Below are 986 nucleotides of genomic sequence, written 5' to 3'. Positions count from 1 at the left end.
CCGGCGACCTGGCGCTGGCCCAGGGCGGGCACAGCGTGGTGATCGCGGGCGGGCTTGGCCTGCGCCTGGCGGACCATCTGCCCCGCTCTGGATTCGCCGAGCGATTCGTCGCCAAGGGACGGTTCGAGGCCATGATGTCCGACATGCCCGTCCGGCTGATCACCCACCCGCAGCCCGGCCTGTTCGGCGCCGCCGCGGCATTTGCTGAACGCTTCACCTGATAAACGGACTTTCGGGCGGATTTCGGGGCGTTCGTCCCGGCCCATCGGCCGGGCCGGACGATTACCGGTTGCATTCACGTTTTCGCGAATATCGGCGGCACTGGACATGCGCGCGTCCGGTGCCGTTTCCGATCGGAATCACGAAAAGAACGCCGCGAAAAGGAAAGCCACGAAAAGAAAGATTGAGGCGCCGGCGGGTCATGTCTGGAGGTCCGGGCGGGAATCGAACCCACATTCGCGGATTTGCAGTCCGCTGCATCACCATTCTGCCACCGGACCCGACCGGGCGCGTTGGCTATATCCACTCTCTGACCCGCGCGGTCAAGTCGTTGTGTGCGCAGGGCATGCTAGGCAGTTCGGCCCCAAGGACATAAAACAGGACGACATGAATCAGGCGGACATAAAATTGTGTGGCCGGGAACTCTTTGTGAAGGGAGCATCATGAACCAGTCCGCGCTTGGAGCCACCGCACTCGATTATGATGCCGCGCGGCAGCGGATGGTGGACGCGCAGATCCGCCCGGTGCAGATCAACGATCCCCGGGTCATCGCCGCGATGCGCGCCCTGCCGCGCGAACGCTGCGTGCCCCCGGCCCTGAAACCTTTCGCCTATGCCGATCAGAGCCTGGAGCTGGGCAATGGCCGCGTGCTGACCGAGCCGCGCATCATCGGGCGCATGGTCCAGATCGCACAGCCCGAATCCGGCCGGCGCGCGCTGGTGGTGGCCGCCGGCACCGGCTACGCCGCCGCCCTGCTGGCGCGCCTG

The 986-nt window shown here is 65.8% G+C and carries 2 protein-coding genes and 1 tRNA gene; 2 read left to right on the top strand and 1 reads right to left on the bottom strand.

Annotated features, from left to right (window positions below):
• Nucleotides 1–221 (top strand): glucokinase (locus tag HUK84_RS20030; protein ID WP_176641764.1); only part of this gene is annotated, 221 nt, incomplete at its 5' end.
• Nucleotides 222–426: 205 nt separating this feature from the next.
• Here HUK84_RS20030 and HUK84_RS20025 read toward each other — a convergent pair.
• A tRNA-Cys gene (locus HUK84_RS20025) sits at nt 427–500 on the bottom strand.
• A gap of 162 nt (nt 501–662) precedes the next feature.
• Here HUK84_RS20025 and HUK84_RS20020 point away from each other — a divergent pair.
• The coding region (locus HUK84_RS20020; RefSeq protein ID WP_374729395.1) for a protein-L-isoaspartate O-methyltransferase family protein at nt 663–986 on the top strand (324 nt) is incomplete at its 3' end.

Source organism: Nguyenibacter vanlangensis, from assembly GCF_013376155.1.
GTDB lineage: Bacteria > Pseudomonadota > Alphaproteobacteria > Acetobacterales > Acetobacteraceae > Gluconacetobacter > Gluconacetobacter vanlangensis.
Note: the sequence above shows the minus strand (reverse complement) of the source record. Positions and strands in the feature narration are given on the sequence as shown.